At 51.9% G+C, this 25,666-nt stretch carries 22 protein-coding genes and 1 tRNA gene; 5 read left to right on the top strand and 18 right to left on the bottom strand.

Annotated features, from left to right (window positions below; genetic code table 11):
- Positions 1-218: 218 nt before the first annotated feature.
- The 4 genes from TH30_RS09425 to TH30_RS09405 all read left to right on the top strand — a co-directional run bounded on the left by TH30_RS09425 (position 219) and on the right by TH30_RS09405 (position 5,079).
- Positions 219-1,934 (top strand): tetratricopeptide repeat protein, encoded by a 1,716-nt coding sequence (locus tag TH30_RS09425; protein WP_114097846.1) that lies wholly within the window; start codon positions 219-221, stop codon positions 1,932-1,934.
- Positions 1,935-1,959: 25 nt separating this feature from the next.
- Positions 1,960-2,889: a 4-(cytidine 5'-diphospho)-2-C-methyl-D-erythritol kinase gene (locus TH30_RS09420; RefSeq protein WP_114097845.1), complete on the top strand. Its 930-nt coding sequence runs from the start codon at positions 1,960-1,962 to the stop codon at positions 2,887-2,889.
- Between the two features lie 78 nt (positions 2,890-2,967).
- A tRNA-Gln gene (locus TH30_RS09415) sits at positions 2,968-3,042 on the top strand.
- A gap of 1,479 nt (positions 3,043-4,521) precedes the next feature.
- Positions 4,522-5,079, top strand: a complete 558-nt coding sequence (locus tag TH30_RS09405; protein ID WP_114097843.1) for a recombinase family protein — start codon at positions 4,522-4,524, stop codon at positions 5,077-5,079.
- 455 nt (positions 5,080-5,534) lie between these two features.
- Here TH30_RS09405 and TH30_RS09400 read toward each other — a convergent pair whose 3' ends face one another.
- The 6 genes from TH30_RS09400 to TH30_RS09375 all read right to left on the bottom strand — a co-directional run bounded on the left by TH30_RS09400 (position 5,535) and on the right by TH30_RS09375 (position 12,612).
- Positions 5,535-6,149: a thermonuclease family protein gene (locus TH30_RS09400; RefSeq protein ID WP_114097842.1), complete on the bottom strand. Its 615-nt coding sequence runs from the start codon at positions 6,147-6,149 to the stop codon at positions 5,535-5,537.
- A gap of 94 nt (positions 6,150-6,243) precedes the next feature.
- Positions 6,244-7,305, bottom strand: coding sequence for a hypothetical protein (locus TH30_RS09395; RefSeq protein ID WP_114097841.1), 1,062 nt, complete (start codon positions 7,303-7,305; stop codon positions 6,244-6,246).
- 6 nt (positions 7,306-7,311) lie between these two features.
- Positions 7,312-8,568, bottom strand: a complete 1,257-nt coding sequence (locus tag TH30_RS09390) for a coiled-coil domain-containing protein (protein WP_114097840.1) — start codon at positions 8,566-8,568, stop codon at positions 7,312-7,314.
- Positions 8,568-9,401, bottom strand: a complete 834-nt coding sequence (locus TH30_RS09385) for a hypothetical protein (protein WP_114097839.1) — start codon at positions 9,399-9,401, stop codon at positions 8,568-8,570. The genes TH30_RS09390 and TH30_RS09385 overlap by 1 nt, the downstream gene beginning before the upstream one ends.
- Entirely contained in the window at positions 9,394-10,845 is a 1,452-nt protein-coding gene (locus TH30_RS09380; RefSeq protein WP_114097838.1) for a YoaK family protein, read from the bottom strand. Before TH30_RS09380 ends, TH30_RS09385 begins: the two co-directional genes overlap by 8 nt.
- 180 nt (positions 10,846-11,025) lie before the next feature.
- A complete protein-coding gene (locus tag TH30_RS09375; protein WP_114097837.1) occupies positions 11,026-12,612 on the bottom strand; it encodes a site-specific integrase in 1,587 nt (528 codons plus the stop codon).
- Between the two features lie 336 nt (positions 12,613-12,948).
- Between TH30_RS09375 and TH30_RS09370 the strand changes: the two genes are divergently transcribed.
- Positions 12,949-14,862, top strand: coding sequence for an ATP-binding protein (locus TH30_RS09370; RefSeq protein WP_114097836.1), 1,914 nt, complete (start codon positions 12,949-12,951; stop codon positions 14,860-14,862).
- A 55-nt stretch (positions 14,863-14,917) separates the two neighbouring features.
- Here TH30_RS09370 and TH30_RS09365 read toward each other — a convergent pair whose 3' ends face one another.
- The 12 genes from TH30_RS09365 to TH30_RS22535 form a co-directional block, all read right to left on the bottom strand.
- Positions 14,918-15,943 (bottom strand): sensor domain-containing diguanylate cyclase, encoded by a 1,026-nt coding sequence (locus TH30_RS09365; RefSeq protein WP_147251960.1) that lies wholly within the window; start codon positions 15,941-15,943, stop codon positions 14,918-14,920.
- 169 nt (positions 15,944-16,112) lie between these two features.
- On the bottom strand, positions 16,113-16,805 hold the full coding sequence (locus TH30_RS09360; protein ID WP_114097834.1) for a copper homeostasis protein CutC: 693 nt from the start codon (positions 16,803-16,805) through the stop codon (positions 16,113-16,115).
- Positions 16,805-17,758, bottom strand: a complete 954-nt coding sequence (locus TH30_RS09355; RefSeq protein ID WP_114097833.1) for an ROK family protein — start codon at positions 17,756-17,758, stop codon at positions 16,805-16,807. The genes TH30_RS09360 and TH30_RS09355 overlap by 1 nt, the downstream gene beginning before the upstream one ends.
- 118 nt (positions 17,759-17,876) lie before the next feature.
- A complete protein-coding gene (locus tag TH30_RS09350; RefSeq protein WP_114097832.1) occupies positions 17,877-19,136 on the bottom strand; it encodes a M16 family metallopeptidase in 1,260 nt (419 codons plus the stop codon).
- Between the two features lie 47 nt (positions 19,137-19,183).
- On the bottom strand, positions 19,184-20,581 hold the full coding sequence (thrC, locus tag TH30_RS09345) for a threonine synthase (protein ID WP_114097831.1): 1,398 nt from the start codon (positions 20,579-20,581) through the stop codon (positions 19,184-19,186).
- A gap of 187 nt (positions 20,582-20,768) precedes the next feature.
- A complete protein-coding gene (locus TH30_RS09340) occupies positions 20,769-21,185 on the bottom strand; it encodes a cyclic nucleotide-binding domain-containing protein (protein WP_114097830.1) in 417 nt (138 codons plus the stop codon).
- 115 nt (positions 21,186-21,300) lie between these two features.
- Positions 21,301-22,788, bottom strand: coding sequence for a carboxypeptidase M32 (locus TH30_RS09335; RefSeq protein WP_114097829.1), 1,488 nt, complete (start codon positions 22,786-22,788; stop codon positions 21,301-21,303).
- A 126-nt stretch (positions 22,789-22,914) separates the two neighbouring features.
- Positions 22,915-23,658 carry an SURF1 family protein gene (locus TH30_RS09330; RefSeq protein WP_114097828.1) on the bottom strand — a complete coding sequence of 248 codons (744 nt, stop codon included), beginning with the start codon at positions 23,656-23,658 and terminating at the stop codon, positions 22,915-22,917.
- A gap of 9 nt (positions 23,659-23,667) precedes the next feature.
- The gene (locus TH30_RS09325; protein ID WP_114097827.1) at positions 23,668-24,033 is read right to left on the bottom strand and encodes a DUF983 domain-containing protein; all 366 of its coding nucleotides are present in this window, start codon (positions 24,031-24,033) and stop codon (positions 23,668-23,670) included.
- A gap of 27 nt (positions 24,034-24,060) precedes the next feature.
- Positions 24,061-24,861, bottom strand: coding sequence for a cytochrome c oxidase subunit 3 (locus TH30_RS09320; protein WP_114097826.1), 801 nt, complete (start codon positions 24,859-24,861; stop codon positions 24,061-24,063).
- A gap of 85 nt (positions 24,862-24,946) precedes the next feature.
- Positions 24,947-25,537 carry a cytochrome c oxidase assembly protein gene (locus tag TH30_RS09315; RefSeq protein ID WP_114097825.1) on the bottom strand — a complete coding sequence of 197 codons (591 nt, stop codon included), beginning with the start codon at positions 25,535-25,537 and terminating at the stop codon, positions 24,947-24,949.
- Between the two features lie 6 nt (positions 25,538-25,543).
- Complete coding sequence (locus tag TH30_RS22535; protein WP_258548674.1) at positions 25,544-25,666, bottom strand: hypothetical protein; 123 nt, start codon at positions 25,664-25,666, stop codon at positions 25,544-25,546.

The following is a 25,666-nucleotide window of genomic DNA, read 5'->3' as shown; positions in this document are numbered from 1 at the left end:
CCTTGCCAGAAGGTTTGCACAACCACCAACCTGAAATCCGTGACGGTTTTGAACCGGCATGCCGAGATATAGCGTATTGTCTTGCGATTGCATGTCGTCGCGTGTTGCAAATGCTTTGCCTTATAATTGCCGACTGAGTAGGCTAAACCCGAAATTCAACATGGTGTTGCTCGGCACGCGACAATACCGAACCCGAATTGCGGACGCAGGACAAGCCTTTGAAACGTCAACTGTTACAAATCATCATCCCGATGACGGCACTTGCTCTTTCAGCCTGTGGCTCCATGCCACAGCGCGACGAGCAGGTAGAATTCCAGTATCCGCAATCAGACGGTTTTTCGGGGAACTTCCTTGCAGGTAAAGCAGCCCAGCTTGAAAGCCAGTCCGGCTATGCGGCACAGTATCTTTTGCGCGCCCATGAGCTGGAACCCGGTAATAACGAATTGCGCCGCCGTGCCTTTCTGGCGCTGATCAGTGATGGTCGTATTTCCGATGCCAGTGACATCGCCAAACAGCTTCAAGGAGAAAATCCGGAAGACCTGTTTGCAGCCCTGACGGTCATGGACACCGCGATCCGTGAAGACCGCTATCAGGATGCAATCAATGTCGTATCGGAACTGCCCCAGCGCGGCGTCAATGCCCTGATCGCCCCCCTGGCAAAGGCCTGGCTATATGCCGGTCTGAACGAACCATCCAGGGCCTTGTCGTCACTGGATGAAATGCAGGGGAATGGCGCGCTTAATCCGCTTTCGGAATATCATCGTGGCCTGATTCTGGCCTATTTTGATGATCTTAACGGTGCCGAACGCGCCCTTGCCAGCGCCTATGGCGACCCGGCGGATGCGCCGCTGCGCGCGGCCGAGGCCCTTGGCGCTGTCTATGAGCGCAAAGGCCAGTCACAAAAAGCAGCCCTGCTGTATCAAAGCTATATGGATCGCCACCCGCAGTCACTTGCCATGCCCTTCCATCTGGAACGGCTTGAACGCGGCGAGCCGCCACTGGCAACGATCCTGACACCAACCACCGGTCTGGCAGAGGCCTATCTTGATATCGCGACCCTGCTTAGTCAGGAAAATGCTGTTGATCCGGCCCTGTTGATGGCGCGTTATTCCCTGTCGCTGCGCCCCTATGACGATATCACCCGTCTTCTGGTCGGTGAGGTCATGGAAATCCAGGAACGCTATGACGCGGCGATCTCGGTTTACAGCGCGATCCCGCAAACATCCCCGCACAGCTGGAATGCCCGCCTTCGCACCGCATCCAGTCTTGAGCAGATCGGGCAGGCTGACAAAGCCATCGATATTCTCGAAAACATGGTCAATGAACGCAAGGACCGTCCCGATGCCCTGATCCAGCTTGGTGATATCCTGCGTATTCAGGGCGATTATGCCAAAGCCGCAAGCGCCTATGACAAGGCGATTGAGCGCCTTGGTGGTGACAGTCTGGTCGGATGGCGGTTGCTGTATCGTCGCGGCATCGCCCATGAGCGTGCCGGTGACTGGAAAAAGGCAGAAACGGACTTCCTGCTTGCGCTCGAAATCGAGCCGGAACAACCCTATGTCCTGAACTATCTTGGATATAGCTGGGTTGATATGGGCAAGAATTTCGAACAGGCCGAAGACATGCTGAAACGCGCGGTCGAATTGCAGCCTGATGACGGCTATATCGTCGACAGTCTTGGCTGGGTTTACTACAAGCTCGGCCGGTTTGATGACGCAGTCGAGCAACTTGAAAAGGCTGTGGAACTCAAACCCGATGATCCGACCATCAATGATCACCTTGGCGATGCCTATTGGCAGATCGGGCGGTATCACGAAGCCCGGTTCCAGTGGCACCGTGCCCTTTCATTCAATCCGACAGAAGAATTGCGGACCACAGTCGAAAACAAGATCAAGGGTCAGGTACCGGCCGTCGCCCCGGTCGTCGTGAACTGACCAGTTAGTTCGGGAAGAAACATCCATGTCTGCGACCTATAGCGAACAGGCACCGGCCAAAATCAATCTGTTTTTGCATATCACCGGCAAGCGTGATGACGGTTATCACCTGCTTGAAAGTCTTGTCTGCTTTACCGCTGTCGGTGACGTTCTAAGCGGCGAATGCCGCGATGATGGTGCGATCAATCTGACGATCACCGGTCCGATGTCGGCAAGCCTTGCGCTTGAAGAGACCAAAAACAATCTTGTTGTCCGCGCCGCACGGCTGCTTCAGGAAGAAAGCGGCACCAGCCTTGGTGCTGATCTTGTCCTTGATAAGCGCCTGCCTGTTGCGTCGGGCATTGGCGGCGGGTCTGCGGATGCGGCCAGTGCATTGCGCCTTCTTTGCGATATGTGGCAACTCGACCTTGATCAGAATGCCCTTTCACGGATTGCGCTCAGTCTCGGTGCGGATGTGCCGGTATGCCTGCATGGCAGGACCTGTCTGATGTCGGGTATTGGCGAAGAACTGACCGACCTTCCCGAACTTCCGCCCGTTGCCATGTTGCTGATCAATCCCGGCAAGGCGGTTTCGACCCCGGCAATTTTCAAGGCGCGCGAAGACGAAGCCTTCTCTGTCTCGGGGCTTTGGGATGTGCAACGTGAATTTGCCAGTGGGGCCGCCCTTGCCGATGCCTTGTCGGAATGCGGTAATGACCTGACGCTTGCCGCCACCAGCATCCTTCCCGAGATTTGCGACGTGCTGAATGCGCTGGCCCGTGAAGAAGGCTGTCTTCTTGCCCGGATGTCGGGAAGCGGGGCCACCTGTTTTGGCATTTATGACACCAGCGATCAGGCAGAAAAGGCCGCAATTGCCATTGCTGCCCAGCACCCGGACTGGTGGATTTCACCAACGGAAATCATCAGTCAGCAAGCCAGAGTTCTGTCAAATATCGGCGCGTCATTCCCCGACTAGGACCGTGATAAAAAAACCTTCAAATAGAGGGTTGCACTCTTGTCACGGGGGCGCTATTTTCCGCGCCACGCATGCTGATGGGGCGTGGCCAAGTGGTAAGGCATCGGTTTTTGGTATCGTGTACCGTAGGTTCGAATCCTACCGCCCCAGCCAGACTTGATTTTTTCAATAAAATCAGACGTTTAGCACCCCGCCAGAGCGCGGGGTGTTACACGTTGGTGTTACACACTGGTGACCCCAAAGGCACACATATTTCCTCACTCTGAGACTGTTTTTTGAGCTGGCTGGATGGCTGTTCGCTTTGAGGTGATTCGCTTCATCACAGACCTGCGTTTCAATTTGCAGACCGCAACCGAACCTGTCCCGATTTATGGGCACCTACCCCTCCGTTAGCGGTAATGAATTGACACTTTTGACCCTGATTCAGACCGGCAACCCAGAAGTCAAATTATCCCTTTAAATTCATACACTTAGAATTAGGTTCCACCATAGAAGGGAGGAGAATAATCAATCAACAAAAACACATATATAGTATAACTATAGTACCTCTTTAGTACTCTATAGAGCCTCTATAGCTACTACTTCTTCCTGATTACTTACCTGTTTATACCCCTAAAGCACCTAGCCTAACCCTCCCCTCAAATAAGCTAGGGATAGGAAACAGCAAAGCTGAACTGTGTTGCACCACACTGGGAACACTTAAGCCTCCTAGATAGCTCCTTAAGCCCTGTATCAGGACCAGCGATATCCAACAGTTGTTGAGGTGTTTTTGTAACTTCTCGGGAGCAACAGCCGCAGGTAAAGACCACCGTCTGTCTACGCTGTTTGATGAGGTATTCAATCGGGACGCCAACAGGTTTCTCGTACATGGCTTTCTTCTTCTGCCTGTCTTCCCTGTCCCATTTCAGATTTATGGTCTTTTCTCACCTCTCACAAGAGCCAAGCGATAAGCTAGCCCTCAAATACTTTGCGTGGGTTGGCTCACAGCGTCGTCCAGCATGATGGCAGGCGACGTGTAAGTCCCAGCGCGTTCTGTGATGTACTTGGTAGTAGCTGGGTATTAGCTGGTACCCCAATCAAGAATGATTTTGTCTTCAGTAAAGGGGTTGTGATTATCACAACACCTTCTGCTGGTAGCATGTAAACCCGAAAGCCTTTTGTGATCCGCTTGGTATTAGCTGGTCCCCCAATCAGGAATGATCCTGTCTTCAGTAAAGGGGTGTCGATAATCGAAACACCTTCTTCCGGTGGTCTTCAGAAAACCTCGATGCTGCCTTTGCATCTGCTTCATGGATGGCTGTTCACGATCAAGAAAGTTGACCCTGCCTTACAAAAAGTTTGAGGGTCACAAATCTGAGTGACATATCCATATATTGTTTCTGGCCTCTTCCCCCCCATGGGGTCCCGCCCTCTCCCCAGAGATGATCAGCGACAGCGACAAGCGCCAAAACTTTCTCACCTCATCTATTTCCTCTGCCAGACATCAAGAACCCGACCGTCCGATATAACCATGGTCAAAACGGACGTCTCAACCACCACACTGATCGCGTCCTTTTTAAATTACTTATTGACTTATCGAACACTCACTGAATAACGTCTTAGAGGTAAATAGGACACTTTCAGGAGAAAACTATGCTTGTTGGATATGCCCGCACCTCGACCCTCGATCAGAAGGCAAGCATTGAAGGACAAGTCAGAGACCTCATTGATCTGGGATGTGAGAAGGTCTTCAAAGAGCAAGTATCATCGGTTGATGTAAAGAACCGCGACCAACTGGCCTTGGCGCTGGACTTCATCCGAGAAGGCGACACTTTGGTCGTTACAAAGCTTGACCGTTTGGCACGTTCTACAGCCCACCTAGTTGACATCATGCAAACCATCGAGACCAAGAAAGCAGGGCTGCGTATTGTTGACCTTGGGATCGATACAGGAACAGCGACAGGGCGTCTCATGCTGAATGTAGTATCTGCTATCGCTCAGTTTGAACGAGAGATCATGCTAGAGCGTCAGCGAGAAGGCATCGAGAAGGCCCGTAGGGAAGGAAAGTACAAAGGAAGACCTTCTGAGATTGATCCCAAAACTGTTCGATCAATGATGCAGGAGGGTATAAACCCAACCTCTATTGCGCGGAGGCTTGGAATTTCCCGCTCTTCTGTCTACAGGGTCCTTGAAAAAACCGGCGAAGATTAAAGCTAAGACAAGGCATGAGAACATATGCACCCTAGATGGTGTATATGTTTTTTTGACATTCTACATAACTATTCATGTTAATTTCTGTCGGCACTATCAGATCAAAATTCATCAAACAGAAAGCTTGCCAAGACACCATACCGGCCTGATATGCAAAGCTGAATTCACATCGAACACTAGGGCCGATAATTTGCGCATACAGAGCATTTCCGACAAACTTCGCCCCAATGACGCACAAGCAATCTAAAGACTCTCATTCCCCATTAAATCGCCTTCAACGCCCACCTCTATTGCCCTTATGCCAGCTAGTTACTCCAGCGTCGCTAGCTAGAATTAACTTACTTCACTTGGGATATGAGTATGACGTTTACTAATTAGTGGGTGGCTGGGATGCAAAGAATTCGGGCAATTTGAAAAACTAATGTGGAGCAGCTTGCTCAACACGGGACCAAAAGCTAGCGACGAGACTTTCTCCACCCAGCTTGTATGGCCTCAGTTTCGTCAGAGAAGCAACGCTCACCCTTACTCAAATCAATCTTGGTCCTAGAATAATACATTCCAGTCGGGACATGATAAATACGCTCACCCGACTTTGCGATATTACCTTTTACCGGGCAATCAGAGTTAACAGTCTTAGCTAATCTCACTCCTCTTCTCCACTCCCATGGAGATACGAACTGCCCCGCCCAAATGCCTACCTTATTGTTGCTAGCCAACTGCTCCTGATGAACATAATCAAGCGAGTACGTACGATAGGCTAACGCCCAACCACTCCGCACCATGAATTCATTCAGCACCACCTCCGCCTCACATACCGCTATGAGACGCCCGTAACGATCCTTCGAGCTGCCTGAACAGAGAACATCTTGGGTTCCTATTATTGCCCTCAGAGCCTCCGTGGCTCTCTGTCCGCACGCCCAAGTTCGACCATTAACATCCTCGCACAGCTGGGAGCTTTCGGGGGCGTCGATCCCGTGTAAACGGATCCGCTCACCTCTTATTTCCAGAGTATCCCCGTCGATAACACTTGCCTTCCCGTTGACGCCGCCCGCATTTGCGTTGATGGGCATGAACGAGAGAAAAGCTAACAAACACAAGACAATTGAGGATGAGGCAATAGGAAGCGACTTTAACGCACTATTGGAAGTCATGGCCTTTACCCCGTTAGAATTGCTCTCTACTCTCGTAGGTATACATACTGCCCTGGACAGCCTTGAGACGGTTCTTGTAAAGCTCCTTTGCAGATGCGTCAGTTTGATCGTAAACCCGAGCAAAAAAGCGGCACTCTTTGCTTTCTGACCACTCATACAAAGGGCGCGTCACGGCAAGGAAGGCTCTCTCCGAAATATCTTGCATCAGCGGTATCTCCCCGACAGGAAGATCCATGCGATCATCTTTCCTGTGGGGAAGGTCAGTCTCACGAAGAATCACACCGTTGGATGTGAGTGCAATCTCATAGATGAACTCCACCGATCCGTCTGAGTCAGCCCAGCAACTAGGTTTCTCCGTACCACGGCCCAAGCGTTCCAATGTAAGCTGCATGTTTGCTTGCTGCCCCTTCATGCGCTCAACTTCTCGCTCTAGCTCGCGGTTTTCTTTCAGGGCCTCAACGATATCAGAGCCCCCCATATCAGCGACAACACCTTTCAGCGCGGCCCGTTCTTCAAACGCCTCCTTCAAACTTTCCGAAGTCGGCTCGACACCTGCTTCTTTGGCCGCCATTACCAAATCGTTTGAAGATTGAAGGATTTGTGCAAGCTGCTTTGGTTGAGAACTCAACCCTGTCTTATCAAGCTCAATTTTGAGTTCACGAAATTCGCTTAAATCCTTTTTGAGAGTCCCTGAGGCAATGTCCACACCCACCGATTTCAAGGCAGCCTCTAGCTCAGCAAATGCCTCAGCATCAGCTTCAAACTGCTCTAGCATCGCCTCCTGCTGACGGTTCATTACCCTAAGCTGGGCTAATTCCTGAACCAAATCAGAACGGCCTTCAGTGATCGATTCATATGTATGAACCTGCTCTCTTAGAGTCAGCACCTGCCGGGACAGGTTTGAGGTCTGCTCAAGCAGCTTTTCTTCCTTTTCCTTCTGAAAAAGAAGCAATGAAGCCAAAGCAAGGAGCAAAATAAAGATAATCAACAGCATGATCTCAGCCATTGTTAAGCCGAGCAACAGCCCTCTTCTATATGATTGTCCTTGCCCCTCGATCTCATGCGGCTGGGTCATGTTGAACTACTGCTCACTCTCGTCGACGATATCAGTACTACGACGCCGCCAAAATGGCTTCGAGCGTATAGAGTCAATTGCCCGATCTATCGCACTGGAATAGCGACTACTCGATTCCTCCACTGTACGTGAAAAGGCTTCAACCTGTTGATTCACCGCTTTCAAATTCTCGGGCAGCTGACCAACTTTTTCAGCTGAGGCTGACACTGACTCAATAGTCTTGCATAGCCTTTCAGTTGCTTCATCCATCTGCCCGAAATCTCGACGAAGTGAACTTGCAGAGACAGCCAATGCATCAACAGACTCTTGCCATGCAGCAGTCTTGCCAGCTTCGTGTTGAGCCGTTGCTTCCATAGCCTGCGCAGCGTTCCGAAGTTCTTGAACGGCGCTACTCAACTGCTTCTCAATAAGGTCTGTCGGAATTTGAATAGATTTGATTTTCGATGCAATCTCTCCAGAGGCACCATCAATCTGCGCGGCAGAAGACTGAAGCTTCAGCATTGTTGGAGCTAGCTGCTCTTCCAAAAGGTTCTCAGATACGCGGATATTCTCGATACGAGCAGCCAAGCCGTTAATTGTCCCCACAAGCTTATCTGAGCTTTGTGTGAGTGCATCTGTTCGACTTTCGAAGCCCTCATTTGCTTTTTCTACGGAGCTCGAAAACTCATTGAGACCTTTCTCGAAACGTCCCATTCCTTCTTCGAGAAACTTATCCAGTGATTGTTTCGTTTCTTCAAATCCCTCATCAACTGATTGCCGGAGCGTACGTGAGAACATTGAGAATTCTCGCGAAGCCTCATCAAGTTGATCTCGAACGCGACGAGCTGATTCAGCTAATTCGACACGAGCAACGCGCTCTGTTTCGTAAGGGTCCTGACGTATTTGAGAAAATAAGACACGAAATGCGAGGCCAAAAATTGTAGTGAAGATTGCGATGCCAAAATTAGTAATAATTGAGGCAGTGCCAGATGTTTGAACGGTGAACTCAATCAGCGAGTACGCAAGGCTCACAAGTGTGTATAGGAAGCCCAGATAGTAGAGGTTATCACCAGTCTGGTCTAATCTCATACGTGCACTGCGAAAAACCCAAGAAAAAATGGCAAATGCAACCATGATCAAAACAGGTACTGCTGTAACGATCACCTGATGTGCGCCAAATAGTTTCAAAGCAACGATTGCACATGCACCAAACGCAAAAGTCACAAAGAAATAGATAGCTGGTAAGTAGCTGGAATGGTTCGGAGATACTCGTCTTTCTGCCATTAATCATTCATCCCCGTTAGCCTGAGCAAGCGCGACACGCTTCCTCCGTTTTGTTCAAACCAAGCACCAAAGAACTCCAACACCTCAGCACCCGTGTTCTGCGCATTATGTGAGCGTTGAACAAGCCAGATTTGGACGTCCACATTCCTAAAGTCTGCATTTAGACTGCGCGCTCCTCCGGAGTTCAGAAAGCGACTAAAGTTGGGTTCACCGCGATAGAAAGACTCTGCGTTGCTGTTCTGAAGCAAATCCGAGATCAGTATCAACCTGCGAGGAATGCCAGCCCTTTCATTCGAAGCAAAGTGTGTGACTGATATTGACTGTAGGCTCTCAAGTATTGGGGAGTGCTTAGCTTCCCTCTCAGTCAAAATTTCAGACAGAACTCTCTTCAGAGGTTTTATAAACCTCTCAATCCAGCGCCTCTCAGCAATGGGCTTTGATCCAGTTAAAGGATTAATCTCGTCTGGATCCTGCGGGCTGCAAATACGAGCAATCGGAGAGAGCACAGCGGTCTCCGTTTCATCCACAGTAAACAGAGAAATCTCTTCTCCCGTTCTCAAGGTAGAAAACAGGTTACCAATTTGAGTTTCGATATCCGCTTTTGTAACTACGCCAAAAGAATCTGTACGATCAATTACGATGGCCGTAATTGCAGTCGGACCTGCTTTCGGACACAGAGTTTCTGCGTCAATTTCGATGGCTTCAGGACGAAAGTAAAGCGCCGCAGCCACCGCAAAAATAACCAGCGCGAATAGAAAACCAGAAAACAAATAAATTCCCAGCGCAGACTGCCCTCTTGAGGAACGGCGCTTTTTACGGCTTCTTCTAGCCATTGCTCACCGCATCCTCAGGCTCATCGGGAAATAGCTCATCCAGTTTGCGATAACTCTGCAATCCGTCATCGTGCAGTTGAGTAATCTCCAAGATCCCATTATCGATCTTATCCTGAGCCTTACGGAGAAGTTCATCCAACTCGGCTTTATCAACGGTTTGAGATACAAACGTTTCTGAGGCGGAAGGCCGTGACAAGGTCCATTTGTCTTTAAACCTTTTGGGCGCATTACCTGTCCGAGCTTTTCTATTCTCCTCACGATAGTAATTCAGGAGAGCATTACCTGAACGCTCAAGACCGTCCAAGTGGTCACGGAAGGCCTCATGCCACCGCTTACGACTCTCGTTAATTGCCGAGTGTTCTTGTCGCCATTTAGCTAATGCCGAACGGGCAGACTTCAACTCGTCGACAGCATCCGCGAAGGCGCTCTCAAGCTCATCAATGTGATACTCCTTCTCGCCTAAGTAATCTTGCCGAACAGCTTCAACACGGCGAGTTTTCTTGCCGTAACCCGGATATGGATCATCCCATTTTAAACCATCAATAAAGCTGACAATCGCAAACAGCATGCCCATAGCAAACAGCAACCAAGAACGAAAATCCGCCAATCCTAACGGGTTTTCCGTGATGTTTTGGACGGCAAGCAACCCACCTTGGTCCAAGAACGTTCCAGTCACATCACGATAGTGTGCGACAAGTAGGTTCAAACAAAATGCGCCCACAACAAAAGTAAAGAGAGAAAGCAGCCCGATAAACTTGAGCCCAAAATTGACGTGGTTGATATAGGTAACGGCTCTACCCAGCATAAAGGCACATACAAGGTTTACAGTTGAGATGACTATTGCCTCTGTATATGCGCCTAAAATTCCTAGCTCGTTACCCTTCGCTAGAAACGATGCGTTTCCAAAGCTTTCAACAAACCAAAGCACCGCAACTATAGCGAGTTGAAGTACATGTATCGCGTTCGAAGGATAATCGGCAGACATGAAGCGATTATGCCGTTTCCGAAACTCCTTCAGCTCAACTGCCTGACTTTGCAAAGCTTTTCGTTTGGCATGAAGCTGATCCAGCCCCTTGTCAATCAAACGCTTAAAGTCAGCAACTCCCTCTTTAAGCTCAAGATCAATCTGCGAAACACTACTTGTAAAATCGAGTTTTGCTTGCCGGTCAGCAAGAACTTCAGTCTGATCCGAATAGGTATTGATAGCAGAACGCTTAAAAGTCTCAATTACATCGACAATTTCCGTTTCTACAGCATCGAGTGACGTACTTCCAGTCGGAGGCTCACCGGCCTCTCCACGTTCTTGAGCTCGCTCCTCAAGCTTCAGGTCAGTCTGAAGTTTAGGTACATTTATGTCGGGAAATTTCGTCAGCGAGACCTCATAGTCATGCTGAGCTTCGTCGAGCTTTTTGAAAGTCGAACTAAACTTCGAGAACAGCCCCACAATTCCCCCTCTGCGAGATACAGGCACACTACAACTAACGATTATATTTCAACAATCTGCAGAACTGTCAACAGCACCAACCCTTATGAGTAGCAACCCATTAGACAGGATTAGACCAGCCTCAACACAAGCAAGTCAGCCCTCACACCAATTCGCCCAAACAGCAGCAGACAACAAAAATTACACAGAAGCTTCCACCAAATCTTCTAAATGCACCACCAAGTTCGGATACTCTATAACTTCAATGATCTCCTTGAGGACCGTTAGATCCAGCCCATCAGGGTTATAGGTGCCGTAGGTAATCCCGACACGTTCATGACCAACAACCTGTGCCACCTCGGTCTGCGGCAATCGAGCATGCTCGAATTGCTGAATTACTGTCCTTCGGAATGAATGGAAGTTCACCCTGTCCTTTTGCGTCGCGCTGTCAATGCGCGTAACGCCAAGCGATCTTCTGTATTCCACAAAGCGTCTGGTCAAATACCATGACCGCTTCTTGTCTGGTCCACCGGGAAGTAAACAGGGGAACAGGTACTCTTGACGATGGTGACGCGCAAACTCCAGAAGCCCCAGATCAAGCAGAGTGCTATGGAGAGGAACGAGACGATCTCCGGCTTCGGTCTTGGCTCCCGTTACCTCAAGGCACCATATACCATCCTGTTGCTTGAGGTCTGATACTTTCCTCTCGCAAATTTCGTTTAGCCTCATCCCACTGAAAGCAGCAATCCAGCAGACCCAGAGCAAGGTGTTCGGATAGTCTTGTTCACTCGGAAACACTTCAGGCTTCTGCGACAAGAGGGTGCAGACCTCCTCCTGCGTGAACGGCAATTTTCCCGTCTTGCGGCTTTGCCCTTCAGGACGCTGCAACCACTTCCATGGGTTCTTTCCTTCGAAAAGCCCTTGCTTACCTGCCCATTTCCATACCAAAGACAACCCTGTGGAATAGCGGTTAAGCGTCCGGTTACTCAGACCCACCTCATGATTTCCAAAGCGTTCCATGATTTCGCTGAAGCTGCGTTGCTTGGTCTTGGGGCTACGCCCCCAATAAGGATCAAGCGTACTGACCACTTCAATAAATTCTGCTGCCTGCTGGCGCGTTACTTCCTCCAAAGTTGGTCTTCCCGCCCACTCATCAAACAAGCGGTGAACAACTTGATACTGGGCAATGGTTTGCTGCGTCAGCCGTGAACTTGGATGGCGCTGCGTCTGTTCAAGGTATCGCTTGGCGACATCTCGAAACAGCGGACCCTCTTTCTTCTTCTTTTGCTTCAGTTCTCGGTATGGAACAAGTTCAACAGGATCAATGGTGTTACGGCCAAACGAAGTCGGCTTCGGATAAACCTTTCCATTAAGCGCAGCTTCACGAGCAGAGCAGGCATATATACGTGCCCGCGTCATCGCGAAATCGAGGTCGCTCAGCGGCTCGCGCCCCCTTAGCTTTTCGACATAAACATCGCGTGTAATATCGAGTTCCTCTTCTTCAACTCCATCTTCGTTGAGTTGGACTAAAAACTCTGTGAACTCCCGTTCTGCCTTTTCTTCAATCTGGGCAGGTGTCCAGTCGCGCACGCCAGTCAGAACTTCAAATTCGGCCTTCTGATCCGCAACCATTTGCCACCGAAGGCTTTGAGCTTTCGACAAATCACCTGTGCGAAGTGATTTCAAGATTTGTGACTTTCCCCCGTAATGAGGTCGCAAGTCAGCCGGTATTTTCATTCTGAAATACCATCCCTGACGGCGCTTTAGCAGGTATCTTGTATCGGCCATTTTCTAGCTTGGTGTTACACGTTGGTGTTACACGCTAGTAGCACACACACATCAAAAACGTCAACATTATCAACGCTCTTAACGACTTGCACTATGGTCAACTGAAAATCCTACCGCCCCAGCCAAGACAAACCGCTTTGAGGTTTTCCTCAAAGCGGTTTTCTTTTTGCCCAAAGATATCCGGCCTTCAACCGGGCCTCGTTTCGTTCCCCGGAACTTCTCGAATTGCGCGTGACAACCCCCATATTCACAATGTAGCGTTCAACTGTCTGATAAAGACCATTACCCTGCCAAAGCAAACAGAACAGGGAACGTAAGTTTTTTTAGGGGAAGCGAATGACACCCGGGGACACAGAAAATCGCGACAGCCCACATCCCTTGCTGCGACCGCGCGATGTTGTCATCCCCTTTCGCAAACGCATCCTGATTGCGACCGGGTTGATCCTGAGCCTGATTTTTGCTGATGGCGTTGTCGATTACATGATTGAACATGCCCGTCAGGAAACCACCCTTCAGATCAATATGAGCGGCCGCCAGCGCATGCTGAGCCAGCGCATCAACGGCTTTAGCCAGATGCTTGCACAAGGCACTCAGACCACCGCAGCCGAAAGTAACGAAATACGCCTTGCACTAAAAGACGCGATTGACCTGATGGAAAGCTCCCATCGCGCACTTGTCGATGGCAACCAGCAGCTTGCGCTTCCCCCGTCAGAAGGCGTCATTCGCCGCTATTATCTTGAAGGCAAACCGTCACTTGATAGTGAAGTAAGATCGTTTCTTGAAGCTGCAAAACGTGTTTTGAACAGCACCGACCCCGGACAAAGCCGTGTTGTGGCCATTGATGCCGAATACATTCACCGGACTGCTTTCAAACCGTTGCTTGAGATGCTTGACCGGACGGTTACGCTTTATCAACGCGATGCCGAACGCCAACTTATGATCAGCACGCAAGTATCTCTTGTGACGCGCGGGGCGTTGATCCTGTGCATTCTTGGGGTGATCTTTGGTGTTGTCTGGCCGATGATCGCGATCATTCGCACCAACCTTCAGCAATTTGCAACCGAACGGAACCGGGCCAATGCCGCCAGTCAGGCAAAGTCGGAATTTCTGGCCACTGTCAGCCACGAAATAAGAACCCCGATGAACAGCATTCTTGGTCTGTCAGGTCTGCTGGCCAGAGGCGATATGGCCGCAAACCTGCAACGTTATGCTGTGCTGATCAATGAATCAGCCAAGACCCTTATGGCCATCGTCAACGACGTCCTTGATCTTAGCAAGATTGAAGCCGGTAAACTCGAGATCGAACATATCGTCTTTTCTCCACAGGATGTTGTGCGCAACACGGTTGGCAGTTTCAGCAGTATCGCCTCGGACAAGGAGCTTGATCTGCGCACCATCATTGCCGACGACACACCGGACTTTGTCGAAGGTGATCCCACCCGATTGCGCCAGATTCTGGCGAACTTTCTTTCCAATGCCCTGAAATTTACCGAGACAGGGAATGTTACGGTAAATCTTTACCGCAGCGACAGGCTTTCCGAACATTGGGCAGATGTCGTTGTTCTAAGGCTTGAAGTTACGGATACCGGTATCGGCTTTGGCGACGAAACACGGAAAAATCTGTTTGAGGCCTTTAATCAGGCCGACCAGTCAACAACACGCAAATATGGCGGCACTGGTCTTGGACTTGCCATTGCCAAACGTTTGACCGAGGCAATGGGCGGCAAGATTGATGCTTCCGCTGTCCCCGGCAAAGGTGCAAAATTTTGGGTCGACGTTCCGTTCACACCAGTACATCCGGCCCTGAACGAGCAGAGCCGACTTGTTGCTGAACATTATTCGCCAGAACTTCCGACCCTGGAAAATAGTGACGTGCCGCTTGATAATTTCATCAAGGTGCTCGTCGTTGATGACAAGGAACTCAATCGTATCGTCATAGGGGCCTTTCTTGACAAGGGTCCCTATGAGATCAGCTATGCCTGTGATGGCCGCGAAGCTGTCGAGAAGGCCGTGGAAAACCGCTATGACCTGATCCTGATGGATGCGCAAATGCCGGTGATGGATGGCACAGAGGCCCTTCATGCCATCCGAAGGACGCCGGGACCATCGCGCAATGCAAAGATCATTGTCGTTACCGCAGACGCCCTTGAACAAGCCGAAAGCCGTTACCTTGCGATCGGGTTTGACGGATATCTGTCCAAACCACTGACACCGGAAACACTCGCACGGGTTCTGCGAGCCGTCATGTGATCAGTATCCGTATCGCCAGCCGTCAGTCCCCGCCGAAGCAGGCGACCGTATAATACTAGCCTGCCTGTTTGGATTCATACATTGCAACACCGGCGCGTGCGATCAGGGTGTCGACAGTATCCCCCGGCTCGGCAATCCCCAGACCAACGCTCAGGCTCAGGTGAAGTTCATCATCGCCTGCCCGGAAATCAGATTCACGGACACGATCCGTCAGGCGTTGCAAATATTTAATAGCCCCGGCGGCACCGGTTTCGGGCATCAGGATCAGAAATTCCTCGTTGCCCCACCGTGCGATCACGTCGGTGTCACGCATAAGTTCCGAAGATACCCTGGCAAACAGTTTCAGGGCGTTGTCGCCCGCATCATGACCATAATCGTCATTGAGTTTCTTGAAATTATCGTAATCAAGTAAACCAACAACCAGCTGCTTGTCATAGCGTTTGGTACGCCCGAGTTCGGCTTTCAGGCAATCTTGCATATAACGCCGGTTATAAAGACCGGTCAGCGGATCGCGCGTCGACAGACGTTCGACCTCCTTGCGCGCAGCGTCGAGTGCGTGCTGATCGGCACGGCGAGCAATCGCCTGCCCCAGCAACAAAGCAAATAGCCGAACCAATTCGATATCAGGTGCTGTAAAGACAGGGACCGGTCGCGGCCCCGAGAAACTCAGCGTTCCAAAGTATTTGCCATCCACCGGAACCGGCGCGCCAAGATAGGCTTCAAGCCGGAAATTCTGATAGCTGGAATGGGTTTTGACATCGCTTTGGCCAACATGGTTGAAGCCGCACACATCGCCGGCCTGAATGACATGGGCGCTATAGGTGTTGGCGAGTTCAAAACTCATGCCCGGTGTCAGGGCATTTTCGGGATGCACGGCCTGCTGGATTTCATACTGATCCTCAACGATCTTGCTGAACACCCCGATCGGCAGACCAAAATGTTCCGTTCCCAGTTTCAGGATCGCATCGACGCGCTGCTCGAAATTCAGGTTCTGCGACGTGATGATCTGGTGCAGCCGGTTCAATGTCTGGTTAGAAGCCAAGCCAACGGAATTTGCGCCACTATTTTGTTCTGTCGTCATTATTTCACCAACCGTTGCACCATTGATACCCAAAGCCGCCTGCCCCTGTGGCACGCATCAGAAACACAGCTTTATGCCAGCCAGCTTAACGAACAATTACCGGCCTTAACCTATTAAGATTAGACCGATACCATACGTATGCATAAGCCTTTCATTGATACGATCCGTTTTATTGGCGCATCGCTTCTTTCAGGGCGGTGACACGCGCAGGATCGACACATATTCGTCCATCTTCACCGCCGTCCGCCTTGCAGGAGGCATGCAGTTCGATGGCCCCGGTTATGCGCAAGATCTCGCCCGCATTGGCCGCCGAAACCCCGGCACCGGGCAGGATCATGATCCGGCCATTGGCCTGGTTTTGCAGTTTTGCGATCTGATCACGCCCGGAAAGTGCATCGGATGCGCCTCCGCTGGTCAGGATGCGATCAAAGCCCAGCACAACCGCCTGTTCAAGCGCGCGGGACTGATCGGTAACCACGTCAAAGGCGCGGTGCAGGGTTGTCTGCAGACCATCACATTCAGCAATCAGGTCCCGCAAAACAGCAACATCAAGATTGCCATCCTTGTCGCAGGCGCCAAACACCACACCGGCCGCACCATGATCGCGCGCCAGCGCGATCTCGTGCTTCATGAGGGTACATTCAGAAGCGTCATAACAAAAGTCACCCGGCCGTGGACGGATCATCACCATACATGGCGCATCAAGTCCGGAAATGCGCGCCAAGGCCCCGGGGCTTGGCGTCAGTCCACCAAGTGCCAGTGCCGAACAATATTCAATCCGGTCTGCTCCGGCTTCGATTGCACGCACCGCATCCCCGAGACTTTCGACACAGACTTCAAGCAGAAGATCATTTCCGGTCATCAGCGCGGTATCCCGATTGGTCGCGACCCTTTATCCGATCCCGCGCCTTTCGCATCAAGATGCAGCATTGCCGCCCCCCGAAGTCCACCATCGCTGGCAAAGGCACCGGGAATGATCAGCGGGTTGTCATAGCGTCCCAGAGCACATTCACGAACCAGCGCATCGATTTGCGCGACAATCCCCTTTTCCGATGCCATGCCGCCGCCAACCGGAATACAGTCGGGATCAATGACATTGACCATCAGGGCAAGCTCGCGGGCGACCAGTTCACAGTAAATCTCGACCGCGCGGGTGGCCTGGACATCTGCGGCCCGCCAGGCATCAGTGATTTCAAAGCTGCTGATCGGGTTTCCGCTGATCTGGGTGTGAATATGTTCAAGGCCACGCGCTCCGCCCCAGGCATCAAGGCACCCTGTTTGACCACAGCCACAGGGAACCGGTGCCAGACCATTACGGATCAGCGTACCGGTTACATCATTCCCATGCCCCCATTCGCCGCGAATGCCACTACCACCGCCAATGAAGCGGCCATCAACAACAATGCCGCCCCCCACGCCGGTACCAAGAATGATCGCGAAAACGGTTCGGGCATTTTTGGCGACACCGCTGATCGCCTCGGCCAGAGCAAAGCAATCAGCGTCATTTTCCACCAGCACATTGCGGCCAAGGATGGATGACAGTTCTGATGCCAGGGACCAGCCCTTGATCGCCGGGATGTTGGCTGAAATCACCGCTCCGCTTTGCGGATCCAGACCACCGGCAAAACTGATCCCGATATCGGGACGCGCACCGAATTCCTGATCCGCCTCGCCGATCACATCCCGGATGGTTGCAACAAACGCATCCAGATTGTCCCTGGGCGTTGGTGTCTTGCTGTGAAGCAGGACTTCACCAGCGTCACTGAACACCCCGAATTCAATCTTAGAACCGCCAATATCAAAGGCATATTGCATGGGCTTATCCCTTTCTGCCGACAGATATGGGGATACACCACAAGCTTTGACGCAGCAAAAAGAAACGGCACCTGCCCCAAGGAACAAGTGCCGTCTTTTATCTGTCCGGTTCTGGCAATCAACCGCGCAGGCGGGCTGCCAGTTCGTCATATTCAGGCATCTTATCGACCGGGCCAAGCGCCGTGATGGTCGGTTTACCATCCAGAAGCGCCTTGCCGGAACGACGCACGCTTTCAAGATCAACTCCGTCAATCCTGGCGACGATCTCTTCCATGCTCTGCGGACGACCGAAAATCTGGATTTGACGGGCAAGGGTTTCACAGCGACCGGAATTGCTTTCCATTGCCATCACCACCGATGCCTTGAGCTGTGCACGCGCGCGCGTGACTTCTTCTTCGGTCAGATCATCGGTCGCACGGACCAGTTCGTCGCACATGACCGGCATCAGTTCGCCAATGTCATTGGCCCCGGTCCCGGCATAGATCGAAAACAGGCCACCATCAACATAATGCGACGAGAAGCTATAGACCGAATAAACCAGACCACGCTTTTCACGGATTTCCTGGAACAGACGCGATGACATGCCACCCCCCAGAAGGGTGTTGAAGACCTGCAGGTCATAGAAGCTGTCATCGGTATAGGACACGGTCGGAAGACCGAAAATCACATGAACCTGTTCAAGTTTGCGATTTTCAATCCGGTTACCGCCTTCGTATTTGAGCGGCTCCATCTCGTGATCTTCATGTGCAGGCAGGCTGTCGAATTTTTCGGCAACCATGTCGACAACGCGCTGGTGTTCGACCTTGCCAGATGCCGAAAACACCATGCGTTTCGGGCTGTAGCGGCGCGACATATAGTCAAACAGATGATCACGCGTCAGCGACGATACATTTTCCGGACTGCCAAGGATTGAACGGCCCAGAGCCTGATTTGGCAGGGCTGTTTCCTGAAAATAGTCAAAAATGATGTCGTCGGGCGTGTCATTGGCCTGCCCGATTTCCTGCAGGATGACCTGGCGTTCGCGTTCAAGCTCTTTGGCATCAAGCGTTGAATGCTGCAGAATGTCGGCAATCACATCGATCGCCAATTCCTGATCTTCGTGCAGGACCTTGCAGTAATAGGCCGTATTTTCACGCGATGTATAAGCATTCATCTGCCCGCCAACGGCTTCGATCTCCTCGGAGATCTGAAGCGCAGAACGACGGCGCGTGCCCTTGAAGGCCATATGTTCAAGCATATGGGAAATGCCGTTGATGTCTGGCGTTTCGTTACGCGCGCCAACATCAACCCAGGTACCAAGGGCCACCGACTGCACATGGTCAAGGCGGTCGGTTGCGACAATCATCCCATTGTCAAGCTGGGTAAGCTCGACTGTCATATAGCATTACTCCTGTTTTTCACATCACGCCCAATCATATCCGATTTTCAGGCCGCACGCCGGTTTTTACGGACATGCGCCATCAATGCGTCAACATCATTGGCCATGGGTTCGACCTTTTCAGGTCGGTCATATAGATCAGAGAGACGCGGGGGCAAGTCCGGATAAATGCCGGATGCCTGTTTGACCGCATCGGGGAACTTTGCCGGATGTGCTGTGGCCAGTGCCACCATCGGCACCGATTTGTCCCGATTGCAGGCGCGGCCCGAAACGATGCCGATCACGGAATGCGGATCGACCAGCTCGCCACTTGTTTCAAGGATATCCTTGATCGCGGCCTTGGTCGCGTCGTCATCAAGACGATAACCATCGAAATGTTCGCGTGCGCGGGCAAACTGCCCCTGCGACATTTCCATAACACCGGTTTCACGGAATTTGGTCAGCATCTCGGCAATGGCCAGACCATCACGATCATAAAGATCAAACATCAGACGCTCGAAGTTCGAGCTGACCTGAATGTCCATGGACGGGCTGAGCGACGGCGCCACACCTTCCATCTTCATCACACCGCTTTCAAAGAAGCGTGCAAGGATGTCATTGCGGTTTGCACCCACCACGAACTGCTTGATCGGAAGGCCCATCTGCATCGCTGCATACCCGGCATAGACATTGCCAAAGTTGCCTGACGGTACAGAGAAGGAAATCTCGCGTTCCGGGGAACCGAGCTGCACACCGGCCCAGAAATAATAGGCGATCTGGCACATGATACGCGCCCAGTTGATCGAGTTGACCGCAGACAGGCCAATCTCGTCACGGAAGGCATGATCATTGAACAGGGCCTTGACCAGATCCTGACAATCATCAAACGATCCTTCGACCGCAATGTTATGAACGTTGTCAGACAGGATCGTCGTCATCTGGCGACGTTGAACTTCTGAAACGCGGCCTTTCGGATGCAGGATGAAGATATCGATATTTTCACGATCCCGGCAGGCTTCAATCGCAGCCGATCCGGTATCGCCGGAGGTTGCACCAACAATCGTGATCCGTTCGCCGCGCTTGGCCAGAACATGGTCAAACAGACGACCAACAACCTGAAGCGCATAATCCTTGAAGGCAAGTGTGGGGCCATGGAACAGCTCCATCACCCAGTCATTGGCACCAAGCTGTTTGAGCGGTGCGACTGCGTCGTGATCAAAGCCGTTATAGGTATCTTCGAGAATGGCCTTAAGGGCATCGTCATCAACAGTGCCTGCCACAAACGGCTGGATCACTTTGAAAGCGACTTCTGCATATGTCAGAGTTCGCAGCGCACGAATGTCATCCTTGGAAAAAGCAGGCCAGGTTTCGGGGACATAAAGACCACCATCACGGGCCAGACCGGCAAGAAGAACATCATCGAACTGCAAAATGGGGGCGCTTCCCCGCGTGCTGACATAGCGCACTAGACCTGCTCCTGCATAAGGCGAAAACCAGTTCCGTGTGTCCGGACGCAAGTCGCGCCAAAACACACTCCAACGCCTGAGTTAGTGAGGGGTTGGGCAAATATAGTCAAGGGACAATCAAGCAGAGCAGGGCTGTGGTCGGCATTATCCCGCAAGCCTCTTGCAAACTGCGGATAATTCGCACGTCTCAATCAAGCGGAATGCCATGTTCCTTAAGCTTGGCCTCGGCAACCGCGGCACGGCGAACCACAGTCCGGTAGTTCCCAAGCAGGATTCGCAAGATCGCCTTGATAAAGCGATCCGAGCCCGCCATTTTTTTCTCAAAGGTCTGCCGGTTGATCGCGATCAGCACAGTACGTTCGGTCGCACGTGCAGATGCCATGCGGGGTTTGTTATCAACAAGAGCAAGTTCGCCAAACAAGCCACCGGCTTCAATGGTCCCCAGAATGACTTCTTCTTCACCATTCAGGGTTTTGAAAACCTCGACTTTGCCTTCTTGGACAACATAGGCCGAGTTTCCCGGCTTCCCTTCCCGGAAAATAACCTGATCTGTGGCAAAGACCTGGCGGTCCATGACCTTCTTGTTGCCGTCGGTTATTCCCATGTGACTGTCATACCCATGAAGTCTATAAAGGGTAAACTATCGGATAACCGCTTATCATCATTCGGAAATCCGTAGTTACCGATGCTAGCATATTACCACATGCATTCAATCGAATTTAGTTTCCGTACCGGTTGTGCATATGGGTTTTGAAAGCATCAACACCAAGAATGCTTCCCGTCGCATCCTTAAGAATTTCATCGGTTGAACGACTTGAAGCCTGACTGTGGATATTCTGTGCAAGCCAGTTCATCAGCGGTTCGAATTCACCACGCGACAATGCATCGGGAATAGCCGGGTTTGCATCCCGTGCCGCAGCAAAGATCTGGGCTGCCGCCATAGCGCCCAGCGTATAGGTCGGGAAATAGCCCCAGGCCCCGGATGGCCAATGGATATCCTGCAGGCATCCGTCACGATCATCCGTCGGCGTGATCCCCAGAAGCTTCTGCATCATTTCGTTCCAGGCACCCGGAAGATCGGCAAGTTTCATATCACCTTCGATCAGGGCACGCTCAAGCCGATAGCGCATGATGACATGTGCCGGATAGGTGACCTCGTCGGCATCAACACGAATCAGGCCGGGCTCAACCCGGGTATAGAGACGGTGCAGGTTTGAGGCACTCCATGCCGCATCATCGCCACCAAATGCCTTTTTGAAAACCGGCCCCGCATAGGTCAGGAACTCCTCGGACCGGCAGGCCTGCATTTCAACCAGAAGCGACTGGCTTTCATGCATGGTCATGCCGCGTGCCTTGCCGACCGGCTGGTTGCGCCAGTCCTTGGGCAAGCCACGCTCATACATCGCGTGACCGGTTTCGTGCAGAACGCCCATGATGGCCGAGGTAAAATCATTTTCGTCATAGCGGGTGGTGATGCGTACATCATCGGGAATACCACCGCAGAACGGATGATGCGAAATATCCAGACGCCCATGGTTAAAGTCAAACCCGACCGCTTTCATCAGATCAAGGCCGACCGCGTTCTGGGTTTCAATCGGGAACGGACCGACCGGCAGAACCGGCTTGGCTTCGGCTTTTTGCCGTTCGATCACTTCGGATGTGAAATCGGGCAGGAATGCTTCAAGCTCGGCAAACAGACTGTCAATCCGGTCCGACCGCATCATCGGATCATACTGATCAAGCAACGCGTCATAGACCGACGTGCCCAGCGCATCCGCCTTTGCCTTGCCTGCCTCAATCGACAGATCAAGCACTTCCTGCAATTTCGGCAGAAGCCCCTTGAAATCATTGTCTGCACGCGCCTTACGCCATGCAACTTCGCAGCGGGTTTCCGCGCGCGACATCTTTTCGACCAGATCGGATGGAACGGCGGTGCCATGCACCCAGTTGCGTTTCATCTCGCCAAGGTTGGCTTTCTGCCAGGCATCAAGACTTTCGTCTTCGGCAGCAGCCATCAGGTCGCCCATTTCCGGCGCATTCATCAGCTCGTTTTCAAGAACACTCAGGGTCGCCAGCTGTTCTGACCGGGCCTCTGCGCCACCTTCAGGCATGATTGCCGCCATATCCCAATGGAGCATCTGACCGGCATCAGAGAGAACACCCATGCGATGGAAACGGGCTTCGAGCTTTTTATATGCTTCGGTCATCGGAACTCCTTGGCGCTGCCGCAAACCGGTCAGCGCTCATTTTTCTTCTTTTGGGGTATGATCTCGTCCAACAGGGACGGCAAACAGGAAACTGGCTAATCGGGCAACCTGCCCGGCATTGCACCGTCAGGCAGCCTGACCATTGTGATCCTGATCATCTTTGTCTTCGGCAGGACGGCGATGATAAACAACAAAGATCACAATCAGGGACAGCGCCAGACTGTACCAGGTAATTGCATATTCCAGATGGTTGTTTGGCAACTCGACCTTGGCTTGGCCACCGATCGGCAATCCGCCAGCGACGGGCGTATCATCAAGTTCCAGATAATAAGGGCTGGCAAGCTCCGCACCGCTATCTTCGGCCATGTGATCGACATCGACATAAAACCACTGATTGGTAAGCGCATCATTTTCCGGCTGCGCCCAGTGTTTTGTCTTTGGCAGGCGCAAAACCCCCGTCACATGGACTTTCCCCTCAACAAGGCTTTCAGGGCGTGTTTCCGGGGCACGGTTTTCTGTCGGCACCCATCCGCGATTAACCAGAATGATGCGACCATCTTCCTGTTCAAGCGGGGTGATCAACTGGAACCCGACATTGCCGCGCCGGGTGCGCGCCATCAGGTATTTTTCCTGATCGTTCAGGTAACGCCCGTCGGCATAGGCTGCGCGAAACGCCAGTGACGGGTCAACGACCGTATCGGTCGGAACCGGGATCGGTGACATCAATGCCTGTGCCTGACGTTGCTCAATCAGGCCCTGTTTCCAGAATAGCCTGTCAAGCTGCCAGGAACCGAGCCCCACCAAAATAACCAGAGACAAGCCGACGCAGATTTTCATCGCCGGACTAGGGCGCGTAGTAAGTAAAGGCATTAACTGAAATCAGTCCTGTTGAGATGTCGATCTATGGCGATATTGCAGCGCCACCATGAGACCTTTTAACGGTCTAAGCAACACCATTGTCACACCGATAATAACCGGCCCCCACACCACCGCATGCAACCATAATGGCGGCATGTATTTCATCTCAACCCAAAGCGCCAGGGGAACAACCAGAAATCCGAGAATAAAGATGATAAACACAGCCGGGCCGTCACCGGCATCATGCCCGCGCAAATCCAGTCCGCACACCTCGCAGGTTTCACGCACTGTCAAAAAGCCCGAAAACAACTTTCCCCCACCGCAGCGGGGGCATTTGCATGCCAACCCGGTACGAATGGGGGAAAGGTTTGGATAATAATCATCCATGATCTTGTGTCTCACCTGACGGGTGGCTTATTCGCCACCCCAGATGTAAACGGCAAAGAACAGGAACAGCCAGACAACATCAACGAAGTGCCAATACCAGGCTGCTGCTTCGAGACCAAAGTGATGATCCTGTTTGAAGCCATCTTTCATGGCGCGCACAAGGCAAACCGCAAGGAACACCGTACCAACAAACACGTGGAAACCATGGAAACCGGTCGCCATGTAGAAGGTCGAGGAATAGATGTTGTCAGAGAAGCCGAATGCCGCGTGGCTGTACTCATAGGCCTGCAGGAACAGGAAGATGACACCAAGGCCCACGGTCAATGCCAGTCCCTGAACCAGATCCTTTTTCTTGCCTTCCAGGATGCCATGATGTGCCCATGTCAGGGTGCACCCCGACAGCAGCAGGATCAGGGTATTGAGGAACGGCAGATCCCATGGATCAAGCACTTCGACGCCTGCGGGCGGCCATTCGGTCACGCCGGGGCTGAAGATCACAAACGCGTTGTGGAAGAATGCCCAGAAGAAGGCAACGAAGAACATCACCTCGGATGCGATGAACAGCGACATCCCGTAACGAAGGCCGATCTGAACGACCTTGTTGTGATAGATGTGTGATTCGCTGATCACGTTGCTCCACCAACGGAACATCACGAACAGAATGCCCGCAATGCCGAGTGCGGCCAGCCAGAAATCAGCCGGCGCACGGTCCGAATGCATGAACATGACCATGCCACCGGTAAACAGACCTGCCGACGCCGCAGCCACCAATGGCCACGGGCTCGGGTCTACCAGGTGGAACGGATGCTTTTGTGCATGATCACTCATTCCTTGCCCCCCTCAATCCTTACAAAAGAAACTCTAAGTTCGCTTTGTTAACCAAAGACTGGACATGCCACCAAACAGTGGACTGTCAGCCTCCATGATCTTCGTTCCCGTCAACTGCTTCCACCGATGCCTCGGATTTGAAGAAGGTGTATGACAGGGTAATCGTCTTCACGTCTTGGGTATTGATGTCTTCGGCAATGGCAGGATCAACATAGAAACTGACCGGCATGTCGACGCGCTCGCCCGGTTGAAGGGTTTGCTCGTCAAAACAGAAACACGCGATCTTGCTGAAATACTGCCCTGCTTTTAGTGGTGTCACATTGTAGACCGCCTGCCCGGTGATAGGTTTGACGGCCATGTTTTCGGCCACGTAATAGGCCAGATTATCTTCGCCCAGACGCACCGTGATTTCACGCTGTTCCGGTTTGAACTGCCACTGCAGTCCTGAATTTACATCTGCGTTGAAACGGACCTTGATGGTCTTTTCCGAGACAGCCACCGGCGCTTCTTCCGCGACCTGGGTGGTGCCCCCGAAACCCGTTACCTGGCAAAACAGCTTGTAAAGCGGGACAGATGCATAGGACAGGCCGATCATGCCGCCAACGACGACAACACAGCTGAGCAGCACACGCTTGTTGCGTGCCTTTACAGTATCTGTGTGTTTTTGATCAGCCATGATTTCCTAGCTCATCTTCAAAATGGTTATCGCAAAAAACAGAACAATCAGGCTGCTCAGGATCGCCAGAAACACCCAGTTCTTCTTTTTGCGCTTGGCATAAAACGCTTCGAGTTCCGCTTTGCTCAT

Source organism: Thalassospira profundimaris (genome assembly GCF_003326795.1).
GTDB classification, from domain to species: Bacteria; Pseudomonadota; Alphaproteobacteria; order Rhodospirillales; family Thalassospiraceae; genus Thalassospira; species Thalassospira profundimaris_C.
Note: the sequence above shows the minus strand (reverse complement) of the source record. Positions and strands in the feature narration are given on the sequence as shown.

Coding starts and splice junctions, on each gene's coding strand:
- TH30_RS22535 (WP_258548674.1), bottom strand. CDS start 25,666: ATGAGCAAAGCGGAACTCGAAGCGTTTTATGCCAAGCGCAAAAAGAAG.
- TH30_RS09420 (WP_114097845.1), top strand. CDS start 1,960: ATGTCTGCGACCTATAGCGAACAGGCACCGGCCAAAATCAATCTGTTT.
- TH30_RS09360 (WP_114097834.1), bottom strand. CDS start 16,805: ATGACCGGAAATGATCTTCTGCTTGAAGTCTGTGTCGAAAGTCTCGGG.
- TH30_RS09320 (WP_114097826.1), bottom strand. CDS start 24,861: ATGAGTGATCATGCACAAAAGCATCCGTTCCACCTGGTAGACCCGAGC.
- TH30_RS09315 (WP_114097825.1), bottom strand. CDS start 25,537: ATGGCTGATCAAAAACACACAGATACTGTAAAGGCACGCAACAAGCGT.
- TH30_RS09400 (WP_114097842.1), bottom strand. CDS start 6,149: ATGCCCATCAACGCAAATGCGGGCGGCGTCAACGGGAAGGCAAGTGTT.
- TH30_RS09340 (WP_114097830.1), bottom strand. CDS start 21,185: ATGGGAATAACCGACGGCAACAAGAAGGTCATGGACCGCCAGGTCTTT.
- TH30_RS09385 (WP_114097839.1), bottom strand. CDS start 9,401: ATGGCTAGAAGAAGCCGTAAAAAGCGCCGTTCCTCAAGAGGGCAGTCT.
- TH30_RS09355 (WP_114097833.1), bottom strand. CDS start 17,758: ATGCAATATGCCTTTGATATTGGCGGTTCTAAGATTGAATTCGGGGTG.
- TH30_RS09350 (WP_114097832.1), bottom strand. CDS start 19,136: ATGACAGTCGAGCTTACCCAGCTTGACAATGGGATGATTGTCGCAACC.
- TH30_RS09395 (WP_114097841.1), bottom strand. CDS start 7,305: ATGACCCAGCCGCATGAGATCGAGGGGCAAGGACAATCATATAGAAGA.
- TH30_RS09330 (WP_114097828.1), bottom strand. CDS start 23,658: ATGCCTTTACTTACTACGCGCCCTAGTCCGGCGATGAAAATCTGCGTC.
- TH30_RS09335 (WP_114097829.1), bottom strand. CDS start 22,788: ATGACCGAAGCATATAAAAAGCTCGAAGCCCGTTTCCATCGCATGGGT.
- TH30_RS09405 (WP_114097843.1), top strand. CDS start 4,522: ATGCTTGTTGGATATGCCCGCACCTCGACCCTCGATCAGAAGGCAAGC.
- TH30_RS09370 (WP_114097836.1), top strand. CDS start 12,949: ATGACACCCGGGGACACAGAAAATCGCGACAGCCCACATCCCTTGCTG.
- TH30_RS09375 (WP_114097837.1), bottom strand. CDS start 12,612: ATGGCCGATACAAGATACCTGCTAAAGCGCCGTCAGGGATGGTATTTC.
- TH30_RS09390 (WP_114097840.1), bottom strand. CDS start 8,568: ATGGCAGAAAGACGAGTATCTCCGAACCATTCCAGCTACTTACCAGCT.
- TH30_RS09365 (WP_147251960.1), bottom strand. CDS start 15,943: ATGACGACAGAACAAAATAGTGGCGCAAATTCCGTTGGCTTGGCTTCT.
- TH30_RS09325 (WP_114097827.1), bottom strand. CDS start 24,033: ATGGATGATTATTATCCAAACCTTTCCCCCATTCGTACCGGGTTGGCA.